We start from the raw sequence: 5944 nt of genomic DNA on the forward strand, positions 1-5944 counted from the left end.
TTTTCAAATTCGCATCGAACTTTTAAGATAAAGAGACTGTTTTGTCACAGCCTCTTAGAAAGCACCACTATTATTCTTCGGTATCAGGTGCACTATACTTAGAAATTTTAATTTCACCTTTGACAATGCTTGCTTGTAGATCCTTATCTTTTGAATGATCAAGGAAGTAGTCAGCAACTTTGTCTTCAATTTGTTCTTCAATAACACGACGGAGTGGACGAGCACCCATCTTAGGATTGTAACCTAGGTCAACTAATTTATCTTTAGCATCTTTTGTTACATGGATGGTTAGACCTTGGTCAGCAATCATCTTGTTAGTATCATCAAGCATCAAATCAACGATCTTAAGTAGATTATCTTTTGTTAGAGAGTTGAATTCGACAATGCCATCAAATCTGTTAAGAAATTCTGGTTTGAAGAATTCTGATAATCTACTCATGACTGAGTTAGTTGTTCCAGTTGCTTCGGCACCAAAACCAACATTGGCTTCTTGCAACCCTTGGCCAGCGTTAGAAGTCATGATGATGATAGTATCCTTGAAACTGACCGTTCTACCTTGTGAATCTGTTAAACGACCATCATCGAGAATTTGCAAGAACATATGCATAACATCTGGATGAGCCTTTTCGATTTCATCAAGTAGGACCAAACTGTATGGATTACGACGAACTTTTTCAGTCAACTGACCGGCTTCTTCGTAACCAACATACCCTGGAGGTGAACCGATCAATTTAGAAATTGAATGTTTCTCCATATATTCAGACATATCGAATCTGATCATCGAATCCTCAGACCCAAATAGTTCACGAGCTAATTGTTTGGCGAGTTCGGTTTTACCGACGCCAGTAGGGCCAACAAACAAGAAGGAACCAATTGGACGTCCAGATTTATTAAAACCAACTCTATTACGACGGATAGCTTTAGCTACGTCACTAACGGCCTTATCTTGACCAATGATATGTGACTTCAAATCGGGTTCCAAGTTCTTCAATTGAGCTTGTTCATTGGATTGAAGCTCGCCAACAGGAATGTTGGTCTTCTCTTCAACGACTTTTTGAATATCTTTTTCAGTAACGGTATTATTGTCAGCTGGTTCGCTCTTAGCTCCATCTTTCATCTCTTGGAACTTGGTAACTTGATCACGATAGTAAGCGGCCTTTTCATAATCTTCATTACGAAGAGCAGCCTGCTTTTGAACCTCAGCATCAGATATCTTGTTATCCAAGTCAGCTATATCAACATGATTGATTTGAAGATTCTTTTTAGAACCGGCTTCATCAATTAAATCGATAGCCTTATCGGGCAAGAAACGATCTTGGATATAACGGGCCGATAATTCAGCGGCTGATTGAATGGCTTTACTTGAGAATTTAACATGATGATAATCTTCATATTTTGGTTGAATACCCTTTAAAATTTGAATGGTTTCATCAACACTTGGTTCATTTACTTGAACGGGTTGAAGACGACGTTCAAGGGCAGAATCTTTTTCAATTGTACGATACTCATTTAAAGTAGTAGCACCGACTAATTGCAAATCTCCACGGGCTAGGGCAGGCTTCAAAACGTTACCTGCATCCATGCCACCTTCGGCATTACCAGCACCAACAATTTCATGAATTTCATCAATGAATAAAATAATTTCCTTATTCTTCTGTAATTCATTAATTAGTTGCTGCATTCTTTGTTCAAATTGACCACGTACACCAGTACCCTGGACTAATGAAACTACATCCAAACGTACGACGTGTTTATTTTGTAACTTTTCAGGTACATCGCCATCGACAATCTTCTGTGCAAGACCTTCGACAACAGCGGTTTTACCTACACCTGCTTCACCGATCAAAACAGGGTTATTCTTAGTTCTTCTATTTAAAATTTCAATTACACGGTTTATTTCCTTGTCACGACCGATAACGGGATCGATTTGACCTTTTTTAGCAAGATCGGTTAAGTCGACACCATATTGATCTAAGACTCCATTACCTCTAGGTCTGCGACCATTTCCATTGCCGCCACCAGTTTGAGTTTGAGGACCTTGTTGCTCGAAAACATTAGGTTGTTGAGCACCATTTAGTGCGTTAAACAAGTCTTCGAAACTAGAAAATCCACCAGATGGATTTTGTGCCATATTATTCATACCTTCATTAGCTTGATTTCTTAATTTCTGATAACAGTCCTGACAGAGATTGATTTCTGTTCGTTGACCATTAACACTTGTGTATAAATGAATTGTCGCTTCATTTTTATGACAATTCTGACAAAGCATACGCACCCCACCTTTCCTTTTGAACAGGATACAACGGTAGTATATAATTAGCACTCGACTAATGCAAGTGCTAAGTCTCAGATTTTTAGAAATTAATCTTTTCAATAGAAGAAAAAAATATTTTTTCAAAATTGCTTGAAAAAATATTAATAATATAAACGCTTTCAGCATCAGGGGTTGTAAGCGTTAAACGGCTTATCACACTTGGTTTATCTTGCTGTTTTTTGATCAAAACCCTTGTGAAAAATTAGAGATAATGGTAAATTAATTAGTGAATATTTGTAGTGTAACTACAGAATTTTATATTATATGGTGAGGTATTAATTATGGAAAAGAAAGAATTTCACATTATTGCAGAAACAGGTATCCATGCACGTCCAGCTACAATGCTAGTACAAACAGCAAGCAAGTTCAGTTCAGATATCAATATTGAATTTTCAGGTAAATCAGTTAACTTGAAGTCAATCATGGGTGTTATGTCACTTGGTGTTGGCCAAGGTGCTGACGTTACAATCACTGCTGATGGTGACGATGCTGCTGATGCAGTTGCTGCTATCTCAGAAACAATGACAAAGGAAGGATTGGCAGAATAATGGTTAAAACTATTAAGGGAATTGCAGCTAGTGATGGTATCGCTACTGCAGAAGCATACCTTTTAGTTCAACCAGATTTGTCTTTCACTAAGAAAAGTATTTCAGATGCTGATGCAGAAATCAGTCGTCTTAAAGATGCTATTTCAACATCAGATGATGAGCTTACAAAAATCAGAGATACCGCTAAGGAATCTTTAGGTGAAGAAGAAGCTCAAGTTTTTGATGCTCACAAGATGATTTTGGCTGATCCAGAATTTACAGGCGCAGTTGAAAAAGAAGTTTCAGATAAGAATGTTAATGCTGAACAAGCATTACATGATGTTTCAGAAAACTTCATTTCAATTTTTGAGGGTATGACAGATAATCCATACATGCAAGAAAGAGCAGCCGATGTCCGTGACGTTACAAAACGTGTTATGGCTCATTTATTAGGAGTTGAATTACCAAATCCAGCATTGATTGACCATCAAGTTGTCATTGTTGCTCATGATTTGACACCTAGTGATACAGCTCAATTAAACAAAAAGTATGTAAAAGGCTTTGTTACTGATATTGGTGGTCGTACAGCCCACTCAGCTATTATGGCACGTTCACTTGAATTGCCTGCTGTCGTTGGTACTGACACAATCACTACTGATGTTAAGGCCGGTGATACAGTTATCGTTGATGGTTTGAGCGGTGCTGCTATCGTTGATCCTTCTGACGATGATGTTAAGAAGTATCAACAAAAGGCTAAAGACTTTGCCGAAGAAAAAGCAGAATGGGAAAAATTAAAGGATGAAGCTTCAGTTACAGCTGATGGCAAACACTTTGATATTGCTGCTAATATTGGTACACCCGATGATCTAGAAGGCGTTATTGAAAATGGCGCTGAAGGTATTGGTTTGTATCGTACAGAATTCCTATACATGCAATCAGATAGTCTTCCAACAGAAGAAGATCAATTCAAGGCATATAAGAAGGTTCTTGAAGGAATGAAAGGTAAGCCAGTCGTTGTCCGTACAATGGATATCGGTGGTGACAAGCATTTGCCATACTTACCACTTCCTGAAGAAATGAATCCATTCTTAGGTTATCGTGCTATTCGTATCAGTTTGGATAGACAAGAAATCTTTAGAACTCAACTAAGAGCTTTGCTTCGTGCATCTGCTTTTGGTAACTTGCGTATCATGTTCCCAATGATTGGTACATTGCAAGAGTTCAGAGATGCCAAGAAGGTCTTTGAAGAAGAAAAAGCTAACTTAGTTAAAGATGGTGTAGAAGTTTCTGACGACATTCAATTAGGAATGATGATGGAAGTTCCTGCTGCTGCTGTTTTAGCAGATCAATTTGCTAAAGAAGTTGACTTCTTCAGTATTGGAACAAACGACTTGATCCAATATACAATGGCTGCTGATCGTGGTAACGAACATGTTTCATACCTATATCAACCATACAACCCTTCAATTTTGAGATTGATCAAGCATGTTATTGAATCAGCTCATAAAGAAGGCAAGTGGGCTGGTATGTGTGGTGAAGCTGCCGGTGATAACACAATGCTTCCATTGCTATTAAGCATGGGTCTTGACGAGTACTCAATGAGTGCTACATCAGTTCTTCGTGTAAGAAGTTTGATGAAGAAACTAAGCACAAAGGATCTTGCTACATTAGCAGATCGTGCTGTTAATGAATCAATCACTAATGAAGATAACAAAAAACTTGTTGAAGAATACTTGAATAAGTAGAAATCAATTATTAGAGTCCGCTATGCGGGCTCTTTTTTTGTATAAAACAAGCAAGCAAAGAGACATCATGATACACTTTTTAATAATTGAAGAAATGGGTGTCTTAAAGAATGAAATTAAAGGTCTTAACTGTAATGATTCTGAGTTTATTTGTGTTAACTGGTTGTCAAAATCAGCCATCAACACATGAACAAAAAATCAAAACAGAACAACGTAATAAAACGATAAGGACTAATCAAAAGAAATGGAATAAAAAACTAAAGAATATCAAAGTCTTAGATCAGAATGAATTCAAAAATGCTTTTGTTAAAATTCCTAATGGATATGATGATGAAAGTACTTCATTAAAGAATTTAAAAAATGGCAATAAATATTTAATAAAGGGACAGTTAATTGATCTTGAAGGCATGATAGGCCGTCCAATTGCTCCTGAGACTGAAGCAACTATCTATGTAAGTAAAGTTATCAGTGGCGATAAGAAACTTCAGGGGAAGACTATTAAAACAGTTTTTGCTGGAGGCTTAACTAAAGGAAAATATTTGTATAGTGATTATGGGATAAAGAATCGTCAAGAAACAATTTATTATCCCAGTGCTACTTTTCCAATGCCTCAGATTGGTAGCCAGTTAATTATGGGAATTGGTAATTATCATCCTGACAGTACGCAACAAGAGAAAATGTATAAAAAGTTTGGCTTATCGCAAAATAATTTTTATACGATCAACAATCCAGAAACCACTTTCTGGGTAAAAACTAATGGTAAGTATCAAATTAATAATCCAGCTTTTAATAATAGTGCGGCTAAACATAAGTTTAAAAATATTTATAAATTAACCGATAAATTTAATCAACAGTAGGAATTTCTTAATTATGTTACGCTAATAGGACCTTAAATTTATTGGGGGATAGTTAATGAAAAATAAAGTTATTAGAAATTTTTTGATTTTCATTGAATTCTGGCTGGTTTTTGTCAGTATTAATAATCTTGTCCATCATCGAGAAATTTTTACCAATTTTCCTTGGGAAGTTCTGCTAATTTTTCTTTTGGCTCTAATTCAAGTACTAACTGATTTAGGTAAGAAAGTTATTTATGGAATAGATATAGCAGTTTATTTCATCTTCATGTTATTAACTGGTGGATATTACAATTGGACTTCACTGATTATTTTTGCATTAATGGCTGTTTTTATGTCAGCAATAACTTATTTTGTTGGGGTTCAGTTTAGATATGGCGAAGCTCTTAAAAAATGATTTTGTTGATTACCAAATGTAAAAATATTTAAAATACCGGAAAAATATAAACTCGAAAATTTCAATAACAAGTTAGCCACTTGGACAAAATAAATTGAATCCAAGTG

General features: G+C 36.0%; 5 protein-coding genes. 4 read left to right on the plus strand and 1 reads right to left on the minus strand.

The features are described 5' to 3' along the window. Positions 1 to 70: 70 nt before the first annotated feature. Positions 71 to 2269, minus strand: coding sequence for an ATP-dependent Clp protease ATP-binding subunit (locus tag FD33_RS11680; protein ID WP_025086215.1), 2199 nt, complete (start codon positions 2267 to 2269; stop codon positions 71 to 73). A gap of 326 nt (positions 2270 to 2595) precedes the next feature. Here FD33_RS11680 and FD33_RS11685 point away from each other — a divergent pair, with 326 nt between their 5' ends. The 4 genes from FD33_RS11685 (at position 2596) to FD33_RS11700 (ending at position 5837) form a co-directional block, all read left to right on the plus strand. Continuing rightward, positions 2596 to 2862: a phosphocarrier protein HPr gene (locus tag FD33_RS11685; protein WP_025086216.1), complete on the plus strand. Its 267-nt coding sequence runs from the start codon at positions 2596 to 2598 to the stop codon at positions 2860 to 2862. Further along, positions 2862 to 4586 carry a phosphoenolpyruvate--protein phosphotransferase gene (gene ptsP, locus FD33_RS11690; protein ID WP_025086217.1) on the plus strand — a complete coding sequence of 575 codons (1725 nt, stop codon included), beginning with the start codon at positions 2862 to 2864 and terminating at the stop codon, positions 4584 to 4586. Before FD33_RS11685 ends, ptsP begins: the two co-directional genes overlap by 1 nt. A gap of 110 nt (positions 4587 to 4696) precedes the next feature. After that, positions 4697 to 5443, plus strand: coding sequence for a hypothetical protein (locus FD33_RS11695; RefSeq protein ID WP_056955992.1), 747 nt, complete (start codon positions 4697 to 4699; stop codon positions 5441 to 5443). 55 nt (positions 5444 to 5498) lie between these two features. Then, complete coding sequence (locus FD33_RS11700; RefSeq protein ID WP_025086221.1) at positions 5499 to 5837, plus strand: hypothetical protein; 339 nt, start codon at positions 5499 to 5501, stop codon at positions 5835 to 5837. The last annotated feature ends 107 nt before the right edge of the window (positions 5838 to 5944 follow it).

This window comes from Companilactobacillus paralimentarius DSM 13238 = JCM 10415, assembly GCF_001434985.1.
Taxonomy (GTDB): Bacteria; Bacillota; Bacilli; order Lactobacillales; family Lactobacillaceae; genus Companilactobacillus; species Companilactobacillus paralimentarius.

Coding starts and splice junctions, on each gene's coding strand:
- FD33_RS11700 (WP_025086221.1), top strand. CDS start 5,499: ATGAAAAATAAAGTTATTAGAAATTTTTTGATTTTCATTGAATTCTGG.
- FD33_RS11680 (WP_025086215.1), bottom strand. CDS start 2,269: ATGCTTTGTCAGAATTGTCATAAAAATGAAGCGACAATTCATTTATAC.
- FD33_RS11695 (WP_056955992.1), top strand. CDS start 4,697: ATGAAATTAAAGGTCTTAACTGTAATGATTCTGAGTTTATTTGTGTTA.
- ptsP (WP_025086217.1), top strand. CDS start 2,862: ATGGTTAAAACTATTAAGGGAATTGCAGCTAGTGATGGTATCGCTACT.
- FD33_RS11685 (WP_025086216.1), top strand. CDS start 2,596: ATGGAAAAGAAAGAATTTCACATTATTGCAGAAACAGGTATCCATGCA.